This is a genomic window from Vibrio cortegadensis (genome assembly GCF_024347395.1).
Taxonomy (GTDB): Bacteria; Pseudomonadota; Gammaproteobacteria; order Enterobacterales; family Vibrionaceae; genus Vibrio; species Vibrio cortegadensis.
In genome coordinates this window covers 1,582,041-1,606,064 of sequence record NZ_AP025472.1, presented here as the reverse complement: position 1 = coordinate 1,606,064, position 24,024 = coordinate 1,582,041, and the positions used below count along the sequence as shown (strand labels likewise).

Annotated in this window: 39 protein-coding genes; 24 read left to right on the top strand and 15 right to left on the bottom strand. The window is 41.8% G+C overall.

Features of this window, described 5'->3' with window-relative positions; translation table 11 throughout:
* Positions 1-50 precede the first annotated feature (50 nt).
* The 8 genes from OCV39_RS07790 to OCV39_RS07755 all read left to right on the top strand — a co-directional run bounded on the left by OCV39_RS07790 (position 51) and on the right by OCV39_RS07755 (position 4,627).
* Positions 51-236 carry a hypothetical protein gene (locus tag OCV39_RS07790; RefSeq protein WP_261888213.1) on the top strand — a complete coding sequence of 62 codons (186 nt, stop codon included), beginning with the start codon at positions 51-53 and terminating at the stop codon, positions 234-236.
* The gene (locus tag OCV39_RS07785) at positions 233-646 is read left to right on the top strand and encodes a hypothetical protein (protein WP_261888212.1); all 414 of its coding nucleotides are present in this window, start codon (positions 233-235) and stop codon (positions 644-646) included. Before OCV39_RS07790 ends, OCV39_RS07785 begins: the two co-directional genes overlap by 4 nt.
* Positions 643-924: a hypothetical protein gene (locus tag OCV39_RS07780; protein WP_261888211.1), complete on the top strand. Its 282-nt coding sequence runs from the start codon at positions 643-645 to the stop codon at positions 922-924. Before OCV39_RS07785 ends, OCV39_RS07780 begins: the two co-directional genes overlap by 4 nt.
* Before the next feature lie 10 nt (positions 925-934).
* Positions 935-2,755, top strand: a complete 1,821-nt coding sequence (locus tag OCV39_RS07775) for a replication endonuclease (protein WP_261888210.1) — start codon at positions 935-937, stop codon at positions 2,753-2,755.
* Between the two features lie 65 nt (positions 2,756-2,820).
* Complete coding sequence (locus OCV39_RS07770; RefSeq protein ID WP_261888209.1) at positions 2,821-2,991, top strand: hypothetical protein; 171 nt, start codon at positions 2,821-2,823, stop codon at positions 2,989-2,991.
* The gene (locus OCV39_RS07765) at positions 2,991-3,440 is read left to right on the top strand and encodes a hypothetical protein (protein ID WP_261888208.1); all 450 of its coding nucleotides are present in this window, start codon (positions 2,991-2,993) and stop codon (positions 3,438-3,440) included. The genes OCV39_RS07770 and OCV39_RS07765 overlap by 1 nt, the downstream gene beginning before the upstream one ends.
* Positions 3,433-3,933, top strand: a complete 501-nt coding sequence (locus OCV39_RS07760) for a hypothetical protein (protein ID WP_261888207.1) — start codon at positions 3,433-3,435, stop codon at positions 3,931-3,933. The genes OCV39_RS07765 and OCV39_RS07760 overlap by 8 nt, the downstream gene beginning before the upstream one ends.
* Positions 3,902-4,627 carry a type IV secretory system conjugative DNA transfer family protein gene (locus OCV39_RS07755; protein ID WP_261888206.1) on the top strand — a complete coding sequence of 242 codons (726 nt, stop codon included), beginning with the start codon at positions 3,902-3,904 and terminating at the stop codon, positions 4,625-4,627. Before OCV39_RS07760 ends, OCV39_RS07755 begins: the two co-directional genes overlap by 32 nt.
* A 29-nt stretch (positions 4,628-4,656) precedes the next feature.
* Here OCV39_RS07755 and OCV39_RS07750 read toward each other — a convergent pair whose 3' ends face one another.
* Positions 4,657-4,941 carry a hypothetical protein gene (locus tag OCV39_RS07750; protein ID WP_261888205.1) on the bottom strand — a complete coding sequence of 95 codons (285 nt, stop codon included), beginning with the start codon at positions 4,939-4,941 and terminating at the stop codon, positions 4,657-4,659.
* Between the two features lie 202 nt (positions 4,942-5,143).
* Here OCV39_RS07750 and OCV39_RS07745 point away from each other — a divergent pair, with 202 nt between their 5' ends.
* The 13 genes from OCV39_RS07745 to OCV39_RS07685 all read left to right on the top strand — a co-directional run bounded on the left by OCV39_RS07745 (position 5,144) and on the right by OCV39_RS07685 (position 11,362).
* Entirely contained in the window at positions 5,144-5,281 is a 138-nt protein-coding gene (locus OCV39_RS07745; RefSeq protein ID WP_261888204.1) for a hypothetical protein, read from the top strand.
* Positions 5,281-6,114: a major capsid protein P2 gene (locus OCV39_RS07740; protein WP_261888203.1), complete on the top strand. Its 834-nt coding sequence runs from the start codon at positions 5,281-5,283 to the stop codon at positions 6,112-6,114. Before OCV39_RS07745 ends, OCV39_RS07740 begins: the two co-directional genes overlap by 1 nt.
* 32 nt (positions 6,115-6,146) lie before the next feature.
* Positions 6,147-6,464 carry a hypothetical protein gene (locus tag OCV39_RS07735; RefSeq protein WP_261888202.1) on the top strand — a complete coding sequence of 106 codons (318 nt, stop codon included), beginning with the start codon at positions 6,147-6,149 and terminating at the stop codon, positions 6,462-6,464.
* A gap of 1 nt (position 6,465) precedes the next feature.
* On the top strand, positions 6,466-6,600 hold the full coding sequence (locus tag OCV39_RS07730) for a hypothetical protein (RefSeq protein WP_261888201.1): 135 nt from the start codon (positions 6,466-6,468) through the stop codon (positions 6,598-6,600).
* Positions 6,601-6,609: 9 nt separating this feature from the next.
* The gene (locus OCV39_RS07725; RefSeq protein ID WP_261888200.1) at positions 6,610-6,804 is read left to right on the top strand and encodes a hypothetical protein; all 195 of its coding nucleotides are present in this window, start codon (positions 6,610-6,612) and stop codon (positions 6,802-6,804) included.
* A complete protein-coding gene (locus OCV39_RS07720) occupies positions 6,801-7,172 on the top strand; it encodes a DNAase (RefSeq protein WP_261888199.1) in 372 nt (123 codons plus the stop codon). The genes OCV39_RS07725 and OCV39_RS07720 overlap by 4 nt, the downstream gene beginning before the upstream one ends.
* 2 nt (positions 7,173-7,174) lie before the next feature.
* A complete protein-coding gene (locus OCV39_RS07715; RefSeq protein ID WP_261888198.1) occupies positions 7,175-7,591 on the top strand; it encodes a chemotaxis protein in 417 nt (138 codons plus the stop codon).
* The gene (locus OCV39_RS07710; protein ID WP_261888197.1) at positions 7,591-8,250 is read left to right on the top strand and encodes a hypothetical protein; all 660 of its coding nucleotides are present in this window, start codon (positions 7,591-7,593) and stop codon (positions 8,248-8,250) included. Before OCV39_RS07715 ends, OCV39_RS07710 begins: the two co-directional genes overlap by 1 nt.
* 25 nt (positions 8,251-8,275) lie before the next feature.
* Positions 8,276-9,280, top strand: coding sequence for a hypothetical protein (locus OCV39_RS07705; RefSeq protein ID WP_261888196.1), 1,005 nt, complete (start codon positions 8,276-8,278; stop codon positions 9,278-9,280).
* 2 nt (positions 9,281-9,282) lie between these two features.
* Positions 9,283-9,738, top strand: a complete 456-nt coding sequence (locus OCV39_RS07700) for a structural protein (protein ID WP_261888195.1) — start codon at positions 9,283-9,285, stop codon at positions 9,736-9,738.
* A 12-nt stretch (positions 9,739-9,750) separates the two neighbouring features.
* Positions 9,751-9,978 (top strand): hypothetical protein, encoded by a 228-nt coding sequence (locus OCV39_RS07695; protein ID WP_261888194.1) that lies wholly within the window; start codon positions 9,751-9,753, stop codon positions 9,976-9,978.
* On the top strand, positions 9,956-10,138 hold the full coding sequence (locus OCV39_RS07690; protein ID WP_261889493.1) for a hypothetical protein: 183 nt from the start codon (positions 9,956-9,958) through the stop codon (positions 10,136-10,138). Before OCV39_RS07695 ends, OCV39_RS07690 begins: the two co-directional genes overlap by 23 nt.
* A 246-nt stretch (positions 10,139-10,384) precedes the next feature.
* Positions 10,385-11,362 carry a DUF4062 domain-containing protein gene (locus OCV39_RS07685; protein ID WP_261888193.1) on the top strand — a complete coding sequence of 326 codons (978 nt, stop codon included), beginning with the start codon at positions 10,385-10,387 and terminating at the stop codon, positions 11,360-11,362.
* A 37-nt stretch (positions 11,363-11,399) separates the two neighbouring features.
* Here the strand turns inward: OCV39_RS07685 and OCV39_RS07680 are convergent, their stop codons facing one another.
* The gene (locus OCV39_RS07680) at positions 11,400-11,822 is read right to left on the bottom strand and encodes a phage protein (RefSeq protein ID WP_261888192.1); all 423 of its coding nucleotides are present in this window, start codon (positions 11,820-11,822) and stop codon (positions 11,400-11,402) included.
* Between the two features lie 327 nt (positions 11,823-12,149).
* Here OCV39_RS07680 and OCV39_RS07675 point away from each other — a divergent pair, with 327 nt between their 5' ends.
* Complete coding sequence (locus OCV39_RS07675; protein WP_261888191.1) at positions 12,150-12,521, top strand: regulator; 372 nt, start codon at positions 12,150-12,152, stop codon at positions 12,519-12,521.
* A gap of 28 nt (positions 12,522-12,549) precedes the next feature.
* Here OCV39_RS07675 and OCV39_RS07670 read toward each other — a convergent pair whose 3' ends face one another.
* Together OCV39_RS07670 and OCV39_RS07665 are read right to left on the bottom strand one after the other, a co-directional pair.
* Positions 12,550-12,921, bottom strand: a complete 372-nt coding sequence (locus tag OCV39_RS07670) for a hypothetical protein (RefSeq protein WP_261888190.1) — start codon at positions 12,919-12,921, stop codon at positions 12,550-12,552.
* A complete protein-coding gene (locus OCV39_RS07665; protein WP_261888189.1) occupies positions 12,914-13,858 on the bottom strand; it encodes a hypothetical protein in 945 nt (314 codons plus the stop codon). Before OCV39_RS07665 ends, OCV39_RS07670 begins: the two co-directional genes overlap by 8 nt.
* Before the next feature lie 254 nt (positions 13,859-14,112).
* Between OCV39_RS07665 and OCV39_RS07660 the strand changes: the two genes are divergently transcribed.
* Positions 14,113-14,715, top strand: a complete 603-nt coding sequence (locus OCV39_RS07660) for a hypothetical protein (protein ID WP_261888188.1) — start codon at positions 14,113-14,115, stop codon at positions 14,713-14,715.
* Positions 14,716-15,288: 573 nt separating this feature from the next.
* On the opposite strand, the gene OCV39_RS07655 is transcribed toward OCV39_RS07660, so the two are convergent.
* The 10 genes from OCV39_RS07655 to OCV39_RS07610 all read right to left on the bottom strand — a co-directional run bounded on the left by OCV39_RS07655 (position 15,289) and on the right by OCV39_RS07610 (position 21,474).
* The gene (locus tag OCV39_RS07655) at positions 15,289-16,620 is read right to left on the bottom strand and encodes a zonular occludens toxin domain-containing protein (RefSeq protein ID WP_261888187.1); all 1,332 of its coding nucleotides are present in this window, start codon (positions 16,618-16,620) and stop codon (positions 15,289-15,291) included.
* Positions 16,617-16,997, bottom strand: coding sequence for a DUF2523 family protein (locus OCV39_RS07650; protein WP_171756311.1), 381 nt, complete (start codon positions 16,995-16,997; stop codon positions 16,617-16,619). Before OCV39_RS07650 ends, OCV39_RS07655 begins: the two co-directional genes overlap by 4 nt.
* 25 nt (positions 16,998-17,022) lie before the next feature.
* Complete coding sequence (locus tag OCV39_RS07645) at positions 17,023-18,510, bottom strand: virulence factor TspB C-terminal domain-related protein (protein ID WP_261888186.1); 1,488 nt, start codon at positions 18,508-18,510, stop codon at positions 17,023-17,025.
* 146 nt (positions 18,511-18,656) lie between these two features.
* A complete protein-coding gene (locus OCV39_RS07640; protein ID WP_261888185.1) occupies positions 18,657-18,854 on the bottom strand; it encodes a major capsid protein in 198 nt (65 codons plus the stop codon).
* Between the two features lie 4 nt (positions 18,855-18,858).
* Positions 18,859-19,080 carry a hypothetical protein gene (locus tag OCV39_RS07635; RefSeq protein ID WP_171756313.1) on the bottom strand — a complete coding sequence of 74 codons (222 nt, stop codon included), beginning with the start codon at positions 19,078-19,080 and terminating at the stop codon, positions 18,859-18,861.
* A 21-nt stretch (positions 19,081-19,101) separates the two neighbouring features.
* Positions 19,102-19,479: a DUF1293 family protein gene (locus OCV39_RS07630; RefSeq protein WP_261888184.1), complete on the bottom strand. Its 378-nt coding sequence runs from the start codon at positions 19,477-19,479 to the stop codon at positions 19,102-19,104.
* A 15-nt stretch (positions 19,480-19,494) separates the two neighbouring features.
* Positions 19,495-20,655 (bottom strand): replication initiation factor domain-containing protein, encoded by a 1,161-nt coding sequence (locus OCV39_RS07625; RefSeq protein ID WP_261888183.1) that lies wholly within the window; start codon positions 20,653-20,655, stop codon positions 19,495-19,497.
* The gene (locus tag OCV39_RS07620) at positions 20,645-20,866 is read right to left on the bottom strand and encodes a hypothetical protein (protein WP_017051513.1); all 222 of its coding nucleotides are present in this window, start codon (positions 20,864-20,866) and stop codon (positions 20,645-20,647) included. Before OCV39_RS07620 ends, OCV39_RS07625 begins: the two co-directional genes overlap by 11 nt.
* 3 nt (positions 20,867-20,869) lie before the next feature.
* Complete coding sequence (locus OCV39_RS07615) at positions 20,870-21,109, bottom strand: hypothetical protein (protein WP_261888182.1); 240 nt, start codon at positions 21,107-21,109, stop codon at positions 20,870-20,872.
* Positions 21,110-21,111: 2 nt separating this feature from the next.
* Positions 21,112-21,474, bottom strand: a complete 363-nt coding sequence (locus OCV39_RS07610) for a hypothetical protein (RefSeq protein WP_017051515.1) — start codon at positions 21,472-21,474, stop codon at positions 21,112-21,114.
* A 235-nt stretch (positions 21,475-21,709) separates the two neighbouring features.
* Between OCV39_RS07610 and OCV39_RS07605 the strand changes: the two genes are divergently transcribed.
* Positions 21,710-22,087 (top strand): DUF3693 domain-containing protein, encoded by a 378-nt coding sequence (locus OCV39_RS07605; RefSeq protein WP_261888181.1) that lies wholly within the window; start codon positions 21,710-21,712, stop codon positions 22,085-22,087.
* Between the two features lie 202 nt (positions 22,088-22,289).
* On the opposite strand, the gene OCV39_RS07600 is transcribed toward OCV39_RS07605, so the two are convergent.
* Positions 22,290-24,023: an ATP-binding protein gene (locus OCV39_RS07600; RefSeq protein ID WP_171756755.1), complete on the bottom strand. Its 1,734-nt coding sequence runs from the start codon at positions 24,021-24,023 to the stop codon at positions 22,290-22,292.
* Position 24,024: the final 1 nt, after the last annotated feature.

Genomic DNA, 24,024 nt, shown 5'->3' with positions numbered 1-24,024 from the left:
GATTATCGTTTCCGTGTTCACAAATGAAACAGCTTGCGGAGGCTAAGAACATGGAAAGACACTCATTTGACCCAATTCACTTACCTTGTCCTGATATGGCAGGGTGCGTAAATCCAAACCCAGAGAAAACCAAAAAGTCATTAGCGATGGTCGCAAAGTTGCGTGCCAAACTCGCTGAACACTTCCAAGAAAAGAAAGCGCCCTTTGATGCGTCTAATTGGAGGGGCTTAGTATGATATTAGCCAAACATGAAACTCAAAAAGTACACTTTAAGGCGTTATCAGAGGCTCACCGTACTAGCTCAATTGTTGGTATTTCGCGTCACTACTCTGCTTTAAGGTTTTTAATGGGTCACAAAAAGGCGCTTCAATGTGCCATGTTGATTCAAAGTAATAAATTTAGAAAAGGTGAAGCCGAATTTATTAAAGCAATGCCTGATTCATATATGGCGTTTAGTTTGTTGTCAGTAACAACACAAAAAAGACAGCTACGTTTATTTAATGCAATTAAGCGTAATAACCGAATTCAAGCTCTCAAAAAGCCATCATTAAGAAACCAATTAAGAGCCGCACAAGACATTGAACTCCGTAAGCAAAACGATGAAGCCCCGCAAGGGGCGGATTCTATCGCGAGAGGTGTCGCATGATCATTTACAAAAATGTGGTATTTAAATGCTTATCGGTACGAGTTCAAAACGTTTTGGTGATGTTTGATGCATTTGAGTATGAAGCCGACAATGATTGCATTTGGTTATTTCGAAACGGCGAATGTGCTTGTTTGATGGATTCAGACAGCCATCAAAAATCTACCCAACAAATTATCAGCCAACTTGAACGCCTTGGTGCGGTCAATCACGGCGATGACGAAACCCGCAAGCAAGATGAAGCGCCCCAAGTGGGCGCGGATTCTTCCCTTATTCAGTAAGGGAGTTTGCATGGACGCACAACAATTTGATGAAGCAATTCAACGGATGGAATCTAAAAGCCTCGCGGTTGATTCCATCTTTCAAACCACCTTTTCCCGTAAATTTTACCCGCGCTTGCCTGCCATTGTTCGCAATGATGTAAAGCGCAAGGTCGAACGCAGAACCACCCGCACCAATGCCACCAAAGAAAACCTATGCAAAGCCGCTGATGATGCGGTTAAGTTTGGCTTAAAGTGCGCGGCGTTCATTGAAAACAAATACTCTTTTGTTGATTGCCGAAACAAAGCTCAAGTGGAGCCGTTAAGCCATAATATTTTGATGCGTGATGATGCGCTGAGTAAATTCTCAGCACGTTACGCCGACCAAAGCGCGGCATTGCTTGCCAGTGTCGAACCTAATGAGTACGACACGTTTTTGGATGCCATGACTGCCGTGTATTTGCTGCAAAAAAAACTATTGGCTGAAATCCACGTATTGGCGCCCGCCGTTAATTTGGACACTGAAAACAAAGAAGATTTAGAGCGTTTTCTCACCATTGCAGTGCTTAAAATGCAATCGGAATTATGGATTGAAAAACGCCTGTTAAGATTGCGCGCTCAATACATTGAATACGCTCAAATTGCCATGCAGCGAGTGGGCGAGAAGTCGCACCAAAGCCGTTATGTGTCGGACATATCCTTTTTAAATTGGAAACGTAAGCAGCAAGAATCACAACAGTTCATGCAGTCCATGAGCGTGTTCAATGAAGAAACGGGCGAGAATTTCAAACTTGAAGAGGTTGCCAAGCGTACCGTTTCTAATCCCGAAAATCGCCGCATTGAAATGATGGTGCGCTCAAGAGGGTTTGAAGAGTTGGCGGAAGAGTTAGGCTTTACCGCACTTTTCATCACATGGACGTTGCCGAGTAAATATCACCGAGTGTCACACCGTTGGAATGGCGCAAGCGTCAAAGAAGGACACACTGCATCAATGGCTAAATGGGCAGTTGCCCGCGCCAAACTGGCTAAAAAAGAGGTGGATTACTTCGGTTTTCGTGTTGCTGAACCTCACAAGGATGGCACAAGCCACAGCCACTATTTTTTGTTTTGCCACCCAAGTGACAAGCAATTTGTGATTAGCACACTACGCAGTGAAGCCATTTATGAAGACCGTGAAGAGTTGGGCAATGATACCTCGCCGCGCTTTGATGTGACGGAATCCGACCCAAGCAAGGGCGGCGCTACGGCATACATTGCCAAGTATGTATCTAAAAATATCAATGGTAAGCACATGCCAGAAACCGAAGCCGAAGAAAGCGCGTTTAAGGTTCGGGCGTGGGCATCGGTTCACCGTATTCGCCAGTTTCAGCAATTTGGTGGTGAACCTGTTTCATTATGGCGCGCCCTGCGAAAAACCACCGAAGAACAAACATGCAACGACCCCAAATTGGAAGCATTACGCCAAGCGGCGGATTCCTCCAAGTGGGCGTTATTTTGTCAACTTGCCAGTAGTGCAAAACTTGAATATCAAAACAACGAAAATCAATACGGTGAAACCGTTCGTAAAATTATTGGTTTTTCTTGGCTTGGTTCGGTTATCGAAACAGCAAGCGAGTGCTACAGCTTAGTAAAAACGAAAGACTTGCCACGGCTTTTAGAGTCGCGGAGCGGCTCCCCTTGGAGCACTGAAAATAAGTGTAACTCACCCTTAATTATTGAATTAAGAAAGCTCACCGGATGGAGCATCAAAGGAGTTACTGCACTGATTAAGCCGTTAAAAAATGGCGCGTCCGTCCCAATCGACCAATATTGCACGCTCAAGCTGAACAACGGTCGATTGAGAATAAATTAATCCCGTTTGGGGTTGCTTGCAGGGGAAAACATCACTCATTGGCTAGAAAAAAGGAAAATGAACACATGGAAAAAGCACAACACATCACTGACGAATTAGAGCAGGAAGTACAAAAAGCCTCAAAGAATCCCTTTGCAAGCAAACTCATGGCACCACTTCGCCTCTTTTTGGTTTGGATGAAGTTAACCAACGAACGCATGGCAACGCTCGAACGTCAATTGGATGGGGGTATTTAATGGCGAGTAAGAATCCAATTAAAGGGTTTGTTCGCTGTCATATGCCGGACTGTGGCGCGGTTGCCACGGTTCACGCAGTCGGTGAACACCGAATCATTACCGACGGCACGCCACCCAAGAATAAACGCAATACAGGGCGTTTATATTACAACTGTCCATGCTGCGGCTTTCAGCAAGGCAAAGGCGAAACATTCCAAAGCTACATCAACGCCAACATGAAACCGACCAAGGCAGAAATTGAGCCAATGGAGCCAGTTAAACGCGACACTGTAACGCCAAGTAAGCCGCCTGTTGTACCCGCGGAAGCCAAACCACCAATTGAACCCGAAACGCCGCCCAAGCCAAGTAAAACAAGGCTTGAAACGGCTAAACCGTACCTATTGGCGCTGTTTGCGCTGATAGTGCTTTTCTTTATGCTGAATAAAAAGGATGTACCCGCACATGGATAAACCAGAAAACACCGAGCTTGAAACCGAACATCAAGCCGACAACCAAACCGCACCAATGGCACAAGATTTTAACCAAGCGTTTGCCGATTTAGACGCCATCGATACGGTGGAAAGTGGCGCGCCAGATGAACCCGAAACGGAATTAGAAGACCAACCCGAAGCACTCGACCCAAGCGCCGCCGTGGGCTTTGTTGATATGGGTCTGTTCATGTCTGAGCAATACATTTCGGGTGCGTCCGGTGTGGATTTTGCCTTTGATGAAACCGCCCGCGCTAAATTCCTTGAAGCGTGCGCGCCCTTGATTGGTAAGTACGGTTTAACGTGGCTGAAATGGTTTGATGCTTACAAAGAAGAGATCATGTTTGGCGTGGCAACGGTGGGGCTTGGTTACTCAAGCATTAACATCATTAAGCGTCTGCAAACTGAACAACTGATGAAAGCGCAAGCGGAGGCGGCGAACGATGGCAAAGAAAGCGAAACAGCCGCCGCTTAGATTGCCTATGCCGATTAACAGCAATCCGGCACTGGATGCCGAGCATTGCGTTTATATCGGTACTACGGGCAGCGGGAAGACCACCGCCGTGAAAAAATTGGGCTTGATACCCAAGAAAAGCCAAGCGGTATTTTTTGACCCATACCAAAATTATGCGGGTAAGAAGTTCCAAGGGCAGCAAGTCAAAATGTTTACTGAGTTTGCCCCGTTCGCCCGCGCTTTGGTGGCGGCACGCAGTAAGAAAACAGGGTTTAAACTGGCGTTGGTTAAGGAAGCAAACGGCGTGAACCTTGAAACCTTTGCGGCGATTGTCTGGAGTTGTGGCGATGGACAGAAACCGCCGCTTTACGTTGGGATTGAAGAGTTAGCCAGTACAGTTGAAACCACGGGCAAGCTAAAAGGCAAATCGGGCGAACTGTGGCGCGGTGGGCGTCAATTTGGTTTGATTATCCATTCCACATTCCAACGCACGCAGGAAGTGCCGAAAACCGTCAGCAGTCAATCACCTACATGGTGGGTGGGTGGCTTGGCAAGCATGGCAGATGCAAACTACATCGCCGACCAAAAAAGCCATGATGTCAACGAACTGGCAAGCCTTAAAACCGCCAAAACTAACCAAGGCATTGCCCAATATCTGATGTTTTGTGATGGCATTGGTAATGTTAAACGCGGCGAAATCAACTGTCTTAACTAGTGTTATTAGGCGATAAAATAGCTTGTCGCCTACATTTTCCCTTCCTTTTCCAATTTTCGAACAAAGTCATCATATATGGCTTGGTCTTCTGGGGAAACCTGAGGAGTCTCTCTGAGTATTTTTGCTATTTTTTGTTTGTGTCGTTCTGCTTGCTGCTTGCGTCGAAATTCGCCTTCAATTCTTATTTCTTCAAGCCGCTGTGGATGGTTTTCTTGCTTAATTCTTTCATTCTCAAGTGCTTCATCAAGGTAATCATTAATTTTTTTCGATGCTAGGTTAAACAATTTAGTGGGAGAAAACTTTAGGTCAGACATGCATATCTACGCTGTTTTATGGTTTTGCGTATTGTATATCGCAAACAAGAAATATAAAAGCAATCGTTCGTTTCTATCCTCTTTACCTAATAGGTTAAAGCCTTAACCTATTAGGTTACTCCCTCTGTTTAATTTCCTCAAAATCGCCAACCTTAAAGCCTCTCTATTGAATGATTTATTCACTCACAAACTGGAAAGGTTTATGAAACTAAATAAAAGCACGCTTATTCCCCTAGGCACTACGGTATTGCTTACGGTTGGCATTCTTGCCCTTATTAACAACGTGTCAGCGTTAGGCGCTGTAAAAGACACGATTAATGGTGATAAGGGGTGGTTCTAATGGAAATGATGAACACACCATTTAACCCACGCCCACGTGAGTTAGACCCGGTTGAAGGTGTTAACTGGGGTAATCAGGCAACATTGCGCGTGGTAACGGGTCCCACTTACCAAAACATTGAATTAGTCACTGACATTCTTGACCCAGCAGACATTGAGCGCGTCACGCTCAAGTTAAACGGTAAAGAAATCATTGGTGTGACAGGTCAAGATTTGGTGGACTTTCAAGAGCACCGCAAACAGTTCACGCAAAAAGGGCGCTACATCATCCCATTTGCTGATCTAACGCTTCGCACAAAGGCGGGTGTTCGCACGGGTGAACTGGTGACGCTACAGGGTGAAATCTGGATGCTTTACATTCAGCTTAAAGCCAAAGCCGACCAAGCCGCGCCATCAATCAAAGCACGCGCCCACACAACCGCCGCCCAATCTCGCCGCATTTATTTGCCGCGTCTGTATTCATTAACGTGGTACGCGGCGGCGTCCGGTCGCACTCCGTTCGATTTTGCCGAGCGTTCACCGTTCCTTTCAATCAAACGTATTCACTTCAAAGACGACACGATTGACCGTGTTCGTGTCATGCGTGACGAGCGTGAAGAAATCAACGTATCTAAAGCAGATAACGCTTTTGACCTTGCCGTGGCGGGTTTAGAGCAAAACGCGGGATGGTTCACGCTTGATTTTGTTCGTACTGGTTTTGGTGTTGAAGGTCGCCTTTCTACCAATGCCGCTAAACAACTGCAATTTGAATTAGAGAAAGCAAGCGCGGGAAGCGTGCCTGTGATTATCGAAGCCATTGAGCAAGTTGGCGAAATCTCACCACAAGCCAAGTAAGGGGCGTCATGCCAGTACCAAAGGAAACCGATATGGATATTTTTAACGAGTCCTCGTCAAGTTCGTGGTGGGAAAGCATCTTAGAAAGTGGCGGTGAACTCATTGGTGGTGCGGTGGATTTAGTCGGGGACATTGCGCCCGACCTTATCACCAACAAACTCAACGAAGACGCGCAACAATCTAACTCAGCGAACCCAAGCGCACACCGTGGGGACGGCAACGATTACCAACAACCTAATGGCGATGTGGTTTATCGCCAATCGCCGAATAACTACGGCATGTATTTAGCCATTGGTGGCGGGTTCTTGGTATTGGCGGGCGCGGTCTATTTCGCAGTGAAGGGGAAATAACATGCCATTGATTGTTTATCCGGTGGTTGCGCTTACTGGTGTATGGGTCGGGTTTAGTCTCAGTGATGGCGCCAAAAACCTCTTATGGTTCGCGGCGCTATTGGTGGCGATTCTTGCCATGCTCAAGTTCTTTTAAGGGGGACGAATGTTAGGCAGTTTAACCAGTTTAACAGGGGGTGGCGGTTTCACGGGTGGTTCTGCGGGACCATCGACCGCCGCCAATACCACCAACGCAGGGCAAAGCGTGGGCGGGATTAGTATGGGAGGCTCAAAAGGCGCAAAGCCTTGGCTGTTATTGAGCATAGTGGCAGTGATTGCCTTGGTGGCACTTAAAAGATGATTGAATTGGTTTCTGATAGTCCCCGCGCATTGGCGCGGTTGAAAGTAGCATTTCGAGCTTGTCCGGCTGAATTTGAAAAACTCAAACATGAGGTGAACGCAGGGCGCGTAAGCCTTTATGAGTTATCTGATGATAGTTACCGTGTCACGGTGGCGGGTGAGATTATCGGTCATTCTTACTTTCTTTGGGGCGTTTCTGGACGCGGCGTTATTCCGGCAATGCGAGAGTTGAAAGCCTACGTAAAAAGCGCGGGATTATCGTCTATTTCAGCAGAAACCTATTTTCCATTGGTGGCGCGATTGTGTCGCCGCCTGAGTACCGAAGAACACGCATGTGGTGACGTAACCCACATGGAAATGAAGGTGTAATCATGGGTGGAAAATCCAAATCCAGTAACAAAACCCAAACCACTAACGTTAGCGGTCAAAATGCCATTAGTGGTGACAACTTAGGGACGGCGATTAGTGGAGTCAATGACTCCACTATCAATGTGACCGCTACCGACCACGGCGCAATTCAAGCCGCCGAAAACATGCACGAAATCAACACAGATTTTGCCTCCGGTGTGTTGGAGGAATACAGCTCAAGCAACAGTGAAAATTTGCAAATGATGGCAGGGCTTGCGGGTAATCAAGCCACGCAAAACACAAAAAACATTAACGCGATGATGGAGCTTGCCAAATTCAATAAGGACGGCGGGCAAAGTAAGCAAAATTCAATGAATTTGTACTTAATGATGTTCGTTGCTGCCGTGTTGGGTTTTGTCACTTATAAGGCGGTTAAGTAATGGAATTGAACCTTATTGAAGGACAAAAAATCCCTGTCACGCTTGATTCTGAATGGCTGTTTGTGGAGTTATCCACGGGCAAAATTCAGATTGAAATTGAGTCCACAGGTGCGGTTTTTACGCTTACGCAAAAATCACTGTATAAAAACACAGGTAGTCGCTTTGGGCGCATTTTCATCACGGGCGTTGGTCGCTTGGTGTTTGAGCATGGCGTGGGAGATTTTACGCCACCAATGGAAGGGCAACAGCTTGAAGTAAGCGTGATGCCCGCAATGGTGATTGCAGAAAACCAACACTTAACCGCGTCGATTGATTCACTTCCTGCGGTGGAAATTGCAGCAGGTCAAACCGTTAGCCTTGAAACATTACCGCCCGTTGAAATTGCGCCCGACCAAGTGATTAAAGTCTCACAGCGAACGCCTGTGGTACTCAAGAGAAGTAAAAGCATCAATGCACAAGATTCAGCATTGCCCGTTGAACTTCCTTTTGATTCATCACGTTTCAAAGTGACCATCAAGGCAGCAACCGCCAATACAGGTGATGTGTTGATTAACAATGCTTACCCACTTAGTGCGGGTGAGCGGATTGATATTGAATCTTCCGCACTCATTGCACTCACGGGCGCTGCAACTGACCGCGTATTTATCTTAGAGTCTTAACACTCAAATTATGGAGCTTTACCCCATGAACGAAATTTTTAAAAATTTGCCGCATGGCAGTAGCCGAAACAAAATTGAATACCTTGCCGAAGAGTTGGGCAAGTTGGCAGGTGGTGCAGTCACAAACCTCATTGATAACGGTCATTTTCATGGCATGTGCGCCCGTGGTTTTGTCACCACGCAATCACGCTCTGACCGTCCATTTTCATTAAATGTCACCTCATTAGGTGGGCGCGCTGAATTCATGTTGGCGCATGGTTGGGCAATTCAAGTTCAACCAGGTGCGGGCATTACCGCGCCCGTGTCCCGTGTGGGTAATTATTACCTCAACACGTTACCCAATCGGCACTTTGCACAAATCATGTGCCAAGGTTTCACCATGTATCAAGTGTTGCGTCCGGTCGCACCACAAAATGATGAAAGCAAGTCTGTTCGTGCGGCGTTCAATGTCATGGCATTGGCGGGCGCGGAGGTGGAAGTGGGTTTTCGATTCATTCACATGAGTGAAGATGGCAGCCATACGCTAGGCGACAAAGTAGCTTCAAAAATTCACACCGATTTTGCGGGTGACGGCTTTGTGACTTGTGATTCTGGTGCGCTGAAAAATAATGTACAGGTTGAACAACCGTCATACGTTGCGTTGTATTTGGAAGTCAGAAATTCCGGCATTGTTGGGCTTCAACGTGGCGTGTGTGGGTTTGTGGCAGATGATGCCGACCTTGCCAAGCTTGAATTTACTCATGCGCCGCCATACTACCAAGCGACCGATTGTATGAAACCCATAGGTTTTGAAGATTTGGGCGCGGGCTTGATTCGCTTTAACCACAACGCAATTCATGCGCCGTTTGGCATGGCGCGTCATATGTTGGCATCTGGCTATCATGTGCAAACCATCACCGAGCATGGCAGCGATTATAAGGTGTTCCAATATCCCGTTGACCATATCCCATCGGCGGCACAGCTTGAAGCCATGCAAATGAGTTTTCAATATTCATCCATGCCGACAGGGTTTGATTTTTACAAGGTGTAACCATGCGTTTATATCTGATTATCTTCATTTTCTTTGGGGGCTTTGCACTCTATATGACAAAAAAAACCATCCGCGGAATTCGCAACAATAACCCGCTGAACATTCGAAAAGGCAACGATTGGCAAGGGGAAACAAGCTTTTCCCGTGATGCTGAATTTGAAAGCTATACCCATCATAAATATGGCTTTCGGGCGGGCGCTAAAACCTTGCGAACCTATCAACGGGCGCATGGACTCGACAATCTAAACGAAATCATTAACCGATTCGCACCGCCAGTAGAAAATGATACGAAGAATTACGCACAGTTCGTAGCAAAACAGGTCGGTGTTGGCGTCAATGAATCCATCAACCTAAACGATGACCAACTATTGGCTAAAGTGCTGCACTCTATGTCAATCATGGAAGTGGGTCGCCATTACTCATTCAGCGATGCCATGCAAGGCGTCAAACTCGCATAGTAAGGAATACACATGCTAAAACTTAAACAAACATCAACGTGGCGCGGTCTTGTGCTGCTTGGTTCAGTGATTGCGGCATCTTCGGGCTACGGTCATTTATTCAGTGCTGAAATTACCCAAACGGGCGTAAATCTTGGCGGTGCGGTTGGTCTTGCCATTCCTGCGGTGGTTGGGTTGTGGGAAGCATTCCGGGATGAATTGAAAGGCAAGGGCGGTGATGATGGAAAGCACGCTGTTTAACGCCTTGGTGGAATGGGGCATTTCACCTCAGTTTTTGGTGTTGGGTATTTTGATGATCATAAACATCCGAAACCAAAACCACATCATTCAAGAGTTATCAAAGGGATTGCGCGCCGTTTCTGACCGTGTGTTGGTACTAGAAACATTAGAAAAGGGCTAGGGCGTGCGAGTCATTTCAAAACATACGTGCCATATGGTTTACATCTAACGCACACATTGTTAACGTTCAAGTGGTTGTTTTATAAATCATTAAACACCTTAGTGCGCTTTTGCTTGCTGCACTGGAAACCAAAAGCCGAACTCCGTGATGGGGTTCGGCTTTTTTATTATTTGTATGAGTCATCATTCTTATGTATGAGATTAAAGTGATATGATTAATTATCAATTTTTACATTATAGGTTTAACATGGCAAAGCCCCGTGTTTTTGTAAGCTCGACTTATTATGACTTGAAATATATAAGAAATGATTTAGAGCGATTCATTAAAGAGCAAGGGTATGACCCGGTTTTGAATGAAAAAGGCAATATTCCTTATGGTTCAGAAAAACGTTTAGAAGAGTATTGCTATAAAGAAATTGAAATTTGCGATATTGTCGTTGGTGTCATTGGCGGTCGATTTGGCTCCCAATCTCAACATGGGAATAGCAGTCACTCCGTATCAAATGTGGAGTTAACTACGGCTGTTAAAAAAGGAAAGCAGCTTTATATTTTTATTGAAAAAACGGTATACGCTGAATATCAAACATATAAAGTAAATAAAGATAATGACAGCATCAAGTATGCATCAGTAGATGATAATAGAATTTTTCAATTCCTCGATGAGATACATTCACTTCCTAACAATAATCAAATACAAGCATTTGAATCTGTAGTTGATATCACTAATCATTTGAAAGAGCAGTGGGCAGGACTTTTTCAGAGCCTTTTGAGTGAGAGCTCTCGACGAAAAGAAGTTAATTTAATTGATGAGATAAATAGAACCTCAGCTACTTTAAAAACGTTGGTTACTTTTTTAAGCGAAGAGAAAAATAGAGGAAGTGACGCAATTCAAAATATCCTGATGAACAGCCACCCAGCATTTAGTGAGTTGAGAACTAAGCTAGGAATAGGTCATCGGGTTTATTTTCAAAATATTCAAGAACTTGGTGAAATTTTGAAAACATATGGCTATAAAGAGTATGAATTTCCTTTTGGAAGCGATTTGTCTTGGTACAATAACTCATTTGAGTTAACCATATCAGAAGAGATTTTTGACGAGAATAAATCGCTTAAAGTTTACACGCCTGAAAATTGGAATTCTGCGTTTATTACCATTGAAAAGCGAACAGTACAAGTGCCGCCACCGCCACCTTCTTCGGATTTTGATGATGATATTCCTTTCTGAGGAAAGAAAAAGCCCGCTAATGCGGGCTTTTTTACGTCTATTTAAATTTAGTCGGTATCCACGGGGCGGCTTGCATTCGGCGACCGCCACGAAACGGCAACACATTTTCTTTTGCAGGGTAAACCTTTGGGTAATCCACATGACCATGTTGCTCAACCAATTGTCGATGTTCATCACGCCAAAACACAAAGCTTTCTAATTCTTTAGGGCTGAACTCGCGTCCAGTTGGGGTAAGAAGCACCGCACGTTTTTCACAGATACGAAAGCCACGCCAACGCATATCATTAGGCAAGTAACCAAGTGATTTGATGATTAAGAGTTTTTCAGCCATCGGATTGACAGGGATTTTGCCGTCTAGCCAACGTCGAACTGTGACAATCTTCACATGGAAAAACTCAGCACCTTGGCGGTGAGAGGTAAACTCACGCCAAAACAGAACTTTAAATGACTCATAAAACATGATTTGCCTCACAAATAAAATAACTGACGAAATATTTTTTTCTTATGATTTTTTAACAATTCACGTGACAAAATGTCGCTCAGTGGAAAAAGAGACTTTTTGCTGTGATTACGTAAAGCAAGCGCCAGTAATCATAAGTATTTCAAAACGTTATTAAATAGGGTTTAAATATAAATTCGGCATAAGTATCAATTACTTATGTATGCGTTAATCAATGTTTTACCAAATGTTAATAAACAATCCCTCGGTGCGTATTATGCGCCCTTATGGTAAATCAAGTTGCATACGCACTTTTTATAATATCTTTCTCATTTGAGAGAGTTATCAATGAAGTACCACGAAATGACTAAAAATTATATTTTTCGTGAATTAGTTTGTGGAATTAGTATAGAAAAGACGGCTGAACTATGTTTTAAAAGTGTGAGGACGGTCAAGCTTTGGGACGCAGGAAAAGCTATTCCGCCAGAGTGTCGGCGATTAATGAAAATGTATAAAGGTAAAGAGCTTGCCCCATCAGATAATTGGAATCTATTCATCATGCGCAATGATAAACTGGAACTACCGACAGGCCAATTAGTGACCCCACAAGAGATTTTAACTGGAATTGCTTTGTTAGAAATTCAAGCAGAATTAGATGTAAAAACAATGTCAAAGTTGCTTAAATATGCTCGTAGTATTGCGTTAATAATGAACAGTTAGTACGAAGGCTCCAGAAAGGAGCCTAGATCTATTCCTTCATCGCCCTTTTACTCAAATTAATGATAGTAAAAGTAATCAAGCAGATTTGAAATAAGCTATTTACTGTCGTAATCAGTGCTGTTTGCATAGCCCATATAGAGGTGCCTTTACCTAAAGTAACCAAAGCAAAGCACATGGTTAGAGCGAGTGAAATAATACAGTAATAATAAGTAGTAAAAAATACGCCAAAACGACCTTCACGGCTGAATTTCTTGAACGTTCTCGATTTAGCGAACGAAAAGAAAATAGTAATAACAGCCGCTAAAAAACCCATCATCGTAAACGCAAATGTCGCTAATATAATGGCAATATTTGTTTTCTGTTCGACTAAAACAATAGGTTCAATTAATACCTTATTCACTAACAGTTTGTACAGTAGATACAAAATCGGTCCAGGCAGTGATGTGATTATAACGAGAAATAGCGTCAATAGTGCTTTCCGAGAGGTCTTCATTTTGTGTAAACTCCTCAAGTTTTTCAGTTAATAGGGTGTTGTTGGTTTTTTTAGTTACCATGTTTCTGGCAATGGCCAGATCACTAGAGTTATTAACATCATCTTGTAAGATTCCAGAGTTAACTAGGTACAAATCGGTCATGTGCCCTGATACTTCATTTTTAGCTTTGATAATCAGTTTAGTAATGCCATCATCGGGTACCTGCTGTAATACGTTTGTAATAACGGGCTTAATGTTTTGTCTTGACCGAGGCTTAAATGTCAATTCAAAGCCTTCTAAATTATGAGTTTCCTCAGTAGTCATCCCTAATTGTCTCAAGAAATCTTCTGCAAAAGTATTTTCCTTCGAAATTTCGATCACAGTGGTTCCTATAATCGACATTTCCATGGCTTCTGCACGTGTAGCTTGATGAGTTAAAGCAAAAGGAATTAATTTCCAATTAACAATACCAAGAGATATGAAGATTGTGTTAATAAATTCTATAAAAACATCAGATTTAGGTGCAAGTAAAGTTGAACCGAATCCAAAGCAATTTTCAGTGATAAGGACATATGAAGCAAACCCCAGTTGGTTATCTTCGCCTAAAAGATCACGAATTTGTTCTACCGTAATTTCTCTAGTGTTTACTTTTCGGATAATGTCACTGCTACGTGTCATTACGAACATAAATACATCACCATGAACGGGAAAAAGATACAAATGCTCGCCTGAGTGTGTGAAATTATTTTTATACTGAACAGCATCTAAAGCACAAAAAGAATGCAAAAAAGGGCGAATATCAAACAATGTTTTGTGTTGATTGTCTATATTGTTCAAATGGTAGCCAAAGTAACTAACTCGCATGTATACAACCTTTAAGTCATTAATTATTAATTTTATTTATTCGCATGGTACTCCTCAACATTAGATATGTCATTCAATAATAATAGAGCTGTACAAAAAAAGTTAACAAAATCAGTGTGAATATAGTGCTGTTCTTTTACTAAGGTTGACATTGGGCCTATTTGTATATTTTTGAGATAAATCTCATAAGAGCAACCTAGAAAATCTTATAGTGCAATCAGTTGCTCAAATTTAACTGTAAGGAGGTTTAATTAATGAAATGGTTTCGTTTGGGGTTCACCATTTGTATGTTTTCAAGTGTATGTAATGCATCGTTTAATGAAACTATGCGTTTTGATAATATGAATAACAAGCAGGTGTATGAGCGTACAACCTATGCACATGGTAATTCATTGGGTTTTCGTTGTGATTCAGGGCGTTATGATAAAGATTTGTTTCTAACTTTTTCAGGTAAAGATAATATTGCGACACCAAATCAAAGTGTCGATTTTAGAATTAAGATTGATAATGGCCGAGTGTATAACTTGAAAGGAAATATGTTCACATCCTCCTATAAAGGAGGAGCGATTAGAAATGTAGATAAACGGATCCTTTATGAATTAAAGCAAGGTACAACTGCTTATGTGCAAGTGCATGTCTTTGGAAGGCGTGAGATGAATACATCATTCAATTTGTCAGGTTCGAACAAAGCGATTAATGATGTAAGTAGCAGGTGTGATATCCAGTACCAGGCTGATAATTACGTGAACATTAATCGAGAGATAAAAAGACTACAGCGTGAAAGGGATCGTGAAATTCACAGAATTGATGCTGAGTATGCAAGAAAAATTGCACAATTAAGAGCTCAAAATTACTAAGAAGCATATCAATTACAATGAAATGTGAGAGAGTATTAATAATTTATATTGAGAATTGAGAGAGCCAAAATTACTCTGTAATGTAAAGCTTGTTCAGTTTATGAACTCTAAGAATTTGAACACCTTTGCTTGAAGTCGGCCGCCCAATTGGGCGGTTTTTTTATACTTGTAATATAGACTCGCTAACGCTCAAACACTGGCGCGTTACACTTGAGAATAGTCGGGGAAGGTTGAAAGTTCCGTGGATAGTACCCCCGTAATACATGACGGGGGTTGGCGTGAGCAGGGCGGCGCTCCGCTCTTCCCATCCCTTTGCTCACGCACGCGAACCAATACAAAAATCATTAAGACATGCTCGACACTCGCAAGCCTTTAAAAGACTAAAAGCATTCTGGCAGGGTGTGGGGAGTGGGACGATCAAAGGATAGTGAAGCTAACCGCGCCGATTAGACATACGGCACAGTTAACAAAGTCGGGCGGCTTGGTGCTTCGCTTGCACTACGTGCTTTGCTTATCCCTGCGGGGCTGATCCGCATTTGTAGGTAGGTTCATTGGGTGCGCTTCTGGGCGCAATTAGAATAGTTTAATATTGGGTTTGTATTTCTCTGAACTCTCAGCACTGGCAATTGCTTGTCCATCTTCTGAATCTTCAATATCTTCTTCTTTCCATGAATCACGAACATAAAACGGATTACAAGTAACAGGCCGTATCAATTCACCAATTCTAATATTCGCCAAACATGGCGTTAATGGATCAAGTGTTAATTCCATTGCTTCGGGATAGAAAACAGCACCGTCAGAACTTCGTACAAATGTATAGTGGTAAACAACATCATCAGAGAACTGTTCTACAACAGAGCCTGATATATAAACATCAGTTAATAACTCATCAACAAAATCCGCAACAGGATTTTCTGTTATGTCAGGTGAATCAGTTTGTATTGGCGTTGGTTGAGTTGGCGCAGCTGGAGAACTGGAGTCTGAACCACCAAATAATTGAGATGATAGAGAATAAGCGGAATAAAGGATCAAACATAAAAAGAAAATAGCAACAAAGCCCATGAATGGAAATTTGAACTTATGGGTATGTATTTCAGCAGACCAATAAACACCATAGAACTTTTTATCATGGCTAATCATCTTTTTGGAAGCAGTTTGAGACTGATGATAATCATTAGGATCAAAACATTTAGGTGCTTCTTTGCGAGTTACCTTTTTACCACCAAGAGCATTGAAATAATGAACATGGCGACCAACTAATTTACGTAAATTAGCATCACAAAGGGTTCTGTCTTGTGTGACAAAATGAAGGTCATAACCACCATGTCGATGAGTCTCAAGGGCTGCTATAGCCTTTGGTACGCGAGAACCAACACCACGAGGTGGAAAGAATTGTTGAACCTCATCAACCAGAATGACTGAACGCTTAGGTAAAGTAGGCCAGTCATTTGGGTCTGGAAAGTTTCTAAAATCAAGATTAAGAGGTCGAACTAAATCAAACTTATCTTGTGTATCTTCAGGAGCAGCATCAAGAATAGATTCTAGCTTCTCAAGTTTCTTCTTAGGATAAACACGACGAACCCAGTAAAGCCAAGTCTCAAAATGATTGTGGCTATCATATTGAGAGCGAAGCCAAGGAACATCATTTAGAGTGATAAATTCACCATCATCGTGAATTGGTTTCATTATCTTAGATAATTTACGAATACTAGCCTTGTCTTTTAAGTTTGGAAAATACCAGCCGTAATACCAACCAGAAAACGAGCAGGCCACATCAATATCCAACATAAGTAATTTGATGTTTGTATAGTAATACTCACGCCCCGAATCGTGAGAAAGCACAATTTCACGTAAAGAGTTAAGAGTTTTAGACGCCCCTGGCAATCCAGTTCTTAAATAAATCAACCTTCCATTCCTCCAGTTTTCTGACCTGGTTTCCACCAAGCTTGACGCATAGCAATACCTTGACGAACTCCTTTAATCGCCATTAAAAAAGCACCCGTTGAAATAACAAGGTTAAGAGCTTTATCTAGCCACATATAGCCGAGAAGCATAACAATATCAGCACCAAACCCACCAATATCACCAAGGCCGTTCAGCGAGTTGACAGCCGTACCAATGAGGCGACTAGTCAAAATATTAAAGCCAGAGAAGACAACGACACCAAACCCCGCGCTTACAATCCAGTTAGAAAATGAAGCACCGACAGCACCGAGAAGCCAAGGCATTGCACTGCGTAACCAAGTAAAAACAAGAGAAAGGGCACCATATACGAATCCCATAAAAATCACCTATGAGTTATTTTTATTACATGAATTTAGCTACCATTAAAAAAGAAGCTATTGAGGCGGAAGCTAAAAGAAGCCCACGAAATACGAGAGCTAGTGTACAAAAAGGAGTGTAATCAATTGACCAAACCGCAATTTTTAAATCATACGTGCGAGGTGAAGGACAACCAGAAGAAAAGCTGAAACCATTATCAGACGTATAAGCATCAAGCATTTCATCAACAGAACCATTGGCATCAGTAAATACACTGGTATAAGCACCATGTTCATCAGTAGCTGATTCAGTTAACGCCTGAAAAGTATCAGTCAACAAAGCACCTTGCTCAGTTGCAGATTCTTCATTCTTTAATTCATCACAATTAACTCTCCAGCGTTCTTTAGCTAGAAAACAACTGGGAGCACTACCAGTACAATTAAAAGAAGAACAACCTTGACTAGTAACATCACCATTTAGTTGTGACGGTAAATTGCCAATAGCTTGAGCAACACCGTCAAGAGAACCTTTTAGCTGTGTTGTTTGAGTATTAAGCCCCTGAACTACCTGTGTAGTACCATTCATAATGGCACCAGTTTGTTGAGTCATTAATAAGGTTTGAGCGTTATGAATGGCAACATCTTGTTGTGATTGCTCTTTGATAGCTTTACCAATTGCATCATTGGATTTATTCAGTGTTTTAAGTTTGTTATCTAACGAGGTAAAGCCAGTATTCAAATCTGTATTTAATGCTGTAAAAGCTTTGTTATTATCACGATTCAAATTTTGTAAAGCCGTTAATACAGCCTTATCAGTGGTGTCATCTGGCGTAACTGAATCGGGTTCATCTTTATCAAATGATGGAGGCGCAGGAGTAGAAGGGTTCGAAGGGTCAGGATTAAAATCGTCAGGCGGTGTAAGTGGGTCTGTAGGGTTTAAATCACCCAAACAATCAGGATAGTTTGGCATACCAATGACACACTCAGTAGGCTGTGTACATTTCATATCTAACTTATCAAGGAATTCATCACAGCTATGATTAAAAATACCTTTTGAAGCCGCACAAGCTTGTTCCTCAGAAAAAATAGCTTCTAAAGTAGATTGACGTTTGCAAAAGGGAATCTCTGCACACTCACCAGTGTTTGGATCTAAAACTTGATCATCTGTACATACAGGAGGTGATTCACACTCGCCAGTAGTTTGATTGAACGTTTCACCAACAGGACATTCATTATTTGTGAAAGAAATAGTTGTCCAATTGTTAGCCCCAGTATAAAGATTGGAACAATTTGAATCTGTATAAGTGTAATACCTTAAGTAAAGAGAAGTTGAAGAAGAAACCCTGCCATCAATGAATTTAATATAAGAAGCCCGCCCGGTATAAACATTAGCCTCACAAGAATTTAAATATGATGTTAAGGCCGTATCTAAAGAATCAAACTTTTCACCCTTATAATTTTCAAAATATGCCGAAGCATTAAACGAAACACCCAAGAATAAAAATAAAAAAGTAATGCTTTGTTTAATACTCATAATTAAATCCAATTAAAATAAACGACGAAAGGCATCCCAAAGGAGGAGAAGAACGAAGCCCCAAATAAGGTCTTGAGGTGTTAGATAAAGAGGCATAATTAAATCCTAAAAAAAGGGAGCCGAAGCCCCCGATTTCACATAAAGGTTTAACCGAAAATTGAACCTTTAGCCCATTTAAAGACAACAGCAACACCAGCTAGACCGATTAAAGCCTGACCGATTGAGCTAACTGCCGCAGTACCATCAGTAGTGATAGCTGTAGTCGCAGCAGAAACATCAATAGCCGCAAAAGCTGGAGTTGATGCAACGGCAGTAAGTGCAACACCTACAAGTAGTTTTTTCATAGTTTTATCCTCTAAAACCAAGTTGACGAAGTGATATATCAATCACAAAAACCAATCCATAAACGCCAGCAGCCGCAGAAAGCAAAGTAAAAACAATCTCTTTTGTAAGAAACGCTTCAGGGTTTGCAAAATCAGACTGCTGTAACAGAGTCACGAATTGGCAAGCTTCACCGGGAGCTAAATCAATAACTTGAAGAGTGTTAGAAACAACCTTTGCACAAATCATAATTAGCTCCCAATGTGAATTTTATTTAGTTGGTGTTTGTTTCATGGATTCCATGAAGTGCTTTTTAACTTCTGCATCAACAGGAATAATCTCAACAACGTGCGATTGCATTGGGTTATCAGGCATAGGCGCAGTGCGTAATTCATATTGCTGATAAGGGACGAAAGCGCGGCTGTTAATCACTTTCTCAGCGTAAACTTCCTCAATAGCCAAATGTTTAAAGCGGTTCTTTTCAAATTCTTCAATACTGTCAAAGTAACCCGCCGCTTTGATTTCCATGTTGTCGTTTGAAAAGTCTTTCAATGCGCGGCCAACGTAGATGGAAGCCGATGCATTGCCCGAGTTCTTGAAGATAGTGTGTTTAATGCCATGTACGAAAAAGGCAGTTGCTGTACTCATAGTGTGTTTCTCCGATTAAAAAGGGGCGTCGATTATGCCTAGATGCGCTTGAACCAATGATTTATGAACGTCTGGCATATCAATCGTTCTTGTCTTGTATTTGTCAGGCACTAAGTGACCAAACGCTTTTTCTAAGTCACCGTTATAAAAGTCGATAACTTCTGAAAGGGTTTTTCCGCATTGCTTTCTTGCCCACGCCACTTTCCCCATAATGTCCAAAATCGCTTTTTTCTTTATGGTGTCGTGACGTTTGGGTGGTGTCGGTTCGATAGAGGCCGCGAAGTCACAAAGACCCGCGAACGACGCTGATATGTCAGAGAGAAAATCGACGGAGATTTTTTTAAGCTCCACTTCATTCCGATACCAAACCACATCAGGGTCAGTAATTTTTCTTTCGAACTTTTTGTTATAGATACGCCAGTAGCGAGTAGAAGAACGGCTACCGATTAAAGTGGCTTCCTCATCCAGTGAACCACCATCGTTATATTTAACGTGAGGTGTCATTGAACCTTGGCGACGAGCGTCAGGCGAAGATTTAAAAGCTTTTTCATACCAACAGCGTTCAGCGTATTTAGCGTCGAAATTCCCAGTGAAATCATCCACAGCCAAATCAAGGCGGGATAGGGAAGGCACTACAAAAATCTCAGTCAGTAACCAATGAACACGAGCTGGCGTAGTCTTATTAAAAAGGTATTGGCAACCAGTACCATTAATCTGAATGTATATGGTGTCGTTGTTACCACCGATTCCCACAAAACCAAGTTCATGCGTTCTGGTGATGTCAAAGATAGTCATTGAATCCTCATAACCATGAAGACCACGGCCACGCATAGGAGAAAGGAACATTCCAAACTCTTTTTGCATGAACAATTCAAAGCACACATTCATTCGAAAATAGAATTCTTGCTGATAACGTTTTACGTATTCGTTTTGTTGTTCAGCCGTTAAACCTTTCGGTTGATGGAAGACAGGCATCATGTAAGGGACATAATCTTTATCTAGAGCGCCATCCAAATAAGAAAGTGAACGTATCGGCATCGACCATGCTAAGTGGTCAATAAAAACAGGTGTCACAGTGTCACTTAATGCTTTGTGATCAACTTTGAATTGATGCTTATCGCGTGGCTTGTAAGGCTTAACCGCTCGAATGGATTTATCGAATTTATCAGCAGACATGAGCAAACACTCCAATTCGACAAAGTGAACGATAGTTATCGTCGGTGATTTCAATCAGTTCATAGCTGTTTGGAGCTTGAGACAGTTCAACGTGAGCGCGGAAGTCAGACATACACGCAAAGAAATGATGCCCCCATGAGAAATAGGCATTCACACCAACGTTAGGTTCGTTGTCGTAGTAGATTTCACCGTTCGCATAAGGGCTAGTCATGATTTACTCCGAATCCAATTTAGAATTAGGAGTGTGAAGAACTGTAACTTCAGCTAATAAATCACTACGCACTTGTTTTAAACGTTCAATATCTTCTTTGATGCTCATTCGAATGAAGCAATCAAAAGAAAACCTAGCCACATGAAATAACATCATTGCTGATAGTGTGACAATAATTCCTAAAACAGTTAAGCCTTCGACAATCGCATCAATATCAGCAGGGGTAAGGATTACGTTTTCCATGATTAAGCCTCCAACGCATTAGCATTAAAGAGATGGAAATGGTCAGAGATAAGCGGAAGAGGCTCAACACCAAAGAACTGACAGAAAACTAAGTAATCCGAATGTGTTTCTAAAATCACCTTAAATTCATTATCAAAATTACAAGAAACAGCAGGAATTCTATTGAGGCCGTCAGAGTGCCAATCTGTAGTAGGAACAACATCAAGCGTTTTAGGGTTTAGAGGAAGATTGATGTAAGTGGAAACAGTCGATTCAAAAAAAGTAAGAAAAATAGCAAAACCAGAAATCGGTAAGTAATCGAATTTAATATCACCATGAACCAAATGTTTAATTTCTGAATTATGAGGGTTTACTTTAATTTCCATTACAACCACCTTGAACAGTTGAGTGACCACCGAGAGCGCAAGCTTCAAGGGCTAAACGCCCAAGGCAGTCAAAAGAGAACCCAAACGGCCTAGAGAGAAGTAATCTTTAAACCGAATGGGTGTAATACAGTAATTTCTGTAGTCATTTAATACAGGAATCTCTGTGCTGTAAATACAAGATTTACTGTAGTAATCGGCTACAATAAAGGGATAAGACAGGAAGAGGATTTTCAAAATGTACACTTCGAATCTGCTAGATGCATACAAAGAGCACATGAAGTTTGTTCAAGATAAGCAAATTGCTCATGAACTTGGACTTAGTCCGCAAATGATTACTGAAATCAGGAAAGGTCGAAGCTATCTTAAGGAAAACAAAGCACTTTTTATCGCTGATCAAATTGGCGAAGATAAAGAAAAGGTTCTAATTGGTCTAGCAGCAGATCGTGCAAAGACAACAGAGGAACAGGCGTTGTGGAGTCAAATTTCAAAAAAGTTTGAAGGTCTTGGATTGTCTGGAATTTCAATGGCTTGTGGGACATTGGTACTAAGTTTAGCAGCGTTTGAGGCCGAATCATCTCCGCTATCTCGGTGCGTATTATGTGTATTATGTTAAATTGCAATTGTTGATGTGCCATCTAACTTAAACACTTCCACTATCCTTGCGTCTCTGCGCTTCTCACCTTGAAATGCTATTTAACAATAACGCTATTTACCATAAAATACCTAATAACTATATATCTTAATCTTCGATTCTGAATATAGTTATTAGGAGTAACTTGTTTACTTTCTTAGTATCAAGTTTTAAAGACTTACGTCTAATTATGTTCTTGAGGTAGCTTTGCTGTTAATTGATGAAGAACTGCTTCTATGTCTGATGATCTTACAGGCTTCGTTATAAAATCATTCATACCAACTCTGAAACATTCATGTTTATCGTTTTCCATCGCGTGGGCTGTCAGCGCAATGATCGGAATGGTAATCCCTTGCGAGCGAATTACTTTCGTTGCAGCCAAGCCGTCCATCACTGGCATTGAAATGTCCATAAATACCAGATCTAAGTGTTGATGGTGCTTTTGAATATACTCGTAGGCTTCTAGCCCATTACTTGCGATTGTTACAGTGTGACCTAATCTGCTTAACAGAAGCTTTATCACCATTTGGTTTGTGTGAGTATCTTCGACTACGAGAATATTAAGACTTGGGCTCTCTATTGGTGTGTTGTTATCTTCTTGAGACTCGTCATTACACTTAGAAAGAACCGGAATTGAAATCGTGAATTTACTTCCTTTGCCCAACTTGCTTTCAACGGAGATTTTTCCATCCATCAGCTGAACCAAATGCTTAGTAATCGCTAAACCTAATCCTGTTCCACCAAATCGACGGGTAATCGAGCTGTCTGCTTGATGGAATGGGTTGAACAGGAATGGTAGTTTTTTCTGTTGAATACCAATACCTGTATCGATGACTTTTATGATGAGTTGATTATTCTCGTTGATGTTTAATGATATATCGACAGAGCCGTCAGGAGTAAACTTGATGGCATTACCTACGATGTTGAATAGGATTTGAGATAATCTAGTTGAATCAATCAAGTGTAGTTTTTTCGTATCAATAAGATTAGATGTACTAAGCTTCAACCCTTTTTTGTCTGCTATATTCTGTAATTGACTAATTACAAAAGTGACAGTGTCATTAATATTAATCCATTGTTTATTAAGAGAAAAACTGCCGGATTCAATCTTGGAAACATCAAGAATGTCACTGATAATAGCGAGGAGAAGTTCTGCGGAGGATTCCATTTGAGTTAGAATTCCTAGCTGTTGAGCATTAATTTGAGTCTGCTTCATAATATCAAGCATGCCGAGAACTGAGTTTAGTGGTGTTCTAATTTCGTGGCTCATCATTGCCAAAAACTCGGACTTGGCATTGTTTGCTTTGATCGCGTCTTGTTGAGCTTTCGTTAGAGCTCGAGTTCTTGCTTCTACTAGATTATTTAACTTTTCTTTATTCTCAATATCGATAATAGCTCGTTCTATCAATGGGCTAAATCGAATGAGTGTTTGTTTATCTTCTAAACTGAACTGCCCTTTTCTTCTTCCGATCAAAAGCAGAACGGACTGCGTAACTTCAGCATTAATACCGGTCATTAAAACAGATTTGACCTCTTCTCGAATGACACAGTTAAGAGATATAAATTCATCTAGAGTTGCGGGCTCAAATAAGATAATACACTCGCCATTAAGTACGCGAGTGAATTTTTTGTCTTTGTTCCAAGCAATATTTCTGAAAGCGGCATTTGTGGTCAGTAATGTTTCAAATGCATGAGTGTCGTTTGAACGCGATATGACAATAAAATCTTCGACATCGATGTATTTGCTTAATGCCGTTTGTAAACCTAAAAAGATTTGTTGGCGGTTGTCTGCACCACTCATGGCTGAAATAGCGTCTAGAATCGCTCTATTTTCGTCGGAAAGTCTTTTTTCCCTTTCATGACTGTGCTTGAGTTCTAAAAGCACTTCTTGCAGTTGTTCTTTATCGCAAGCGTCCATA